This is a genomic window from Microbulbifer aestuariivivens (genome assembly GCF_039545115.1).
Lineage (GTDB): Bacteria > Pseudomonadota > Gammaproteobacteria > Pseudomonadales > Cellvibrionaceae > Microbulbifer > Microbulbifer aestuariivivens.
The window spans coordinates 1-1646 of record NZ_BAABRT010000052.1; the positions used below are offsets into that span (position 1 = coordinate 1).

Annotated in this window: 1 protein-coding gene; it reads right to left on the reverse strand. The window is 44.5% G+C overall.

The genetic code is table 11. The features are described 5' to 3' along the window. Window positions 1–416 precede the first annotated feature (416 nt). Window positions 417–1490: a hypothetical protein gene (locus ABEA58_RS14245; protein WP_345552569.1), complete on the reverse strand. Its 1074-nt coding sequence runs from the start codon at window positions 1488–1490 to the stop codon at window positions 417–419. Window positions 1491–1646: the final 156 nt, after the last annotated feature.

A 1646-nucleotide genomic window follows, 5' to 3' on the forward strand; every position in this document is an offset into this window, starting at 1 on the left:
CGGGGCTTTCCATAAATTTTCTCGATTGTTTGTAGTAATCCATAACGCCGCTAGCAGGGGCAGCCGAAGCGCAGCGTAGGCTGTCCAGCCCAGCCACCGGCTGGGCGAACCTGCCTAGCTTGGTTATGGCTGACGCGCTGCGAGCCAACTACTAGCACTTTGCCAGCCACGGCTTGGCTGGCCAGCGCCCAATGTTACGAGGGAAGAATACCGCACTTCCCCCACCAAATTTTTAACTTAATGGCACCTAACGATACTGTAGTGGGCGACCCTCCGCTGCCGAGCCAGAGAGAACGCTCTATGAGCGAAACTACTTGAGCCCGGAATGGCGAAGCTGCTCAATGCCGGACGCTAAACCAGTGCGAAAGATTACCCGCTTGCACCAACAACAATTTTTACCGCCCGGCAACATAACGCTAACCATCAGCCGCGCCGCTTTTTGGCGTCGGCTGGATGGGATTGTTAGGTTCATTTTGGTCTGTGGACTCTCTTCTGTCTGCCTTCATCTCTTTTAATAAATCGACAAATCCGTCACTGTCATTTTCGTGAAAGCTCATCCAGCTTATTGACGAACGAGGGATAATCAGTGTGTCTTTCTCAATTTGTATATAGACGTTATCTTGTGTTGAGTAAACAACTTTGCCGGCTATTGGTGATGCGAATTTAATGGGATGATCGTCAAGACTATTCTTATTTAATCCTATCGTCATTTCGAGGGGTTTTCCGCCACCTATTTTCTTGCTTACTTTTCCGTAGACGGAAGAACCGAATGTTACAGCAGCTAAAAGTATAAATATTGCTGTATAACAAAAATTAAATATGATTCTGTCTTTAGTAACCTTGTACCTTTCGAACGAATCAAGAACAAGATTTATATACATCGAATACCCAAAGAATGCCGCAAAAACTATATATATGTTACTTCCAGATGATAGGTAGAAAAATGAGAAGACTGCTATTAGCTTTAAAATCCCATCAATAATCAAGTGAGCGAACGGATGTCTAACATCCCAATTTGATGTATCCAGGCCATAACTAACAATGAATACCAATGATAGTACTGCATAGAAACCAAAGCTCTCAATTTGACCAAAAGCAAACGTAGAAAACAATGCGGCAGATAAGCAATGGAAGAAAGCCAGTTCTACAAACATATGCACGAATGCAATGAGGGGTGAAATAGCAGGAGCGTTTCTTTCTTTCAGGTGATCTATATGCTGCCCTAGCCAGTGCTTAGATAAAACTATGGAACGCCCGGCAAATATCCCATATACGGATAAGTACAGGACAAATACTGCGCCCGCCACCAAATACTCAGTACTTGCGATTCCTAGCTCTACAACCCCGTATTTATATAGATGAGAATTTAGGGTCAAGAAACCGCATAGATATATTATCCCGAGAAAAACCGCAGATATTTTTCCTAAAGAATCTGCTTTCAACAAGTTAAGCAGAGCTGGATTTGTCTGTTCGCTTTTTTCCGATTCCATAGTTTAGTACTGACTCGTTGAACCTAACGCCTCAATAACCGGCGTGCGTTAGCACGTCCGGCGCCGTAGGCGCGTAGTTGATTGACTTGTTACACGTTTCCCTGCTGCTTTGACCAAGCTCTGAGCGTAGTCTTTTTGGAGGAGCCATAGAACCTC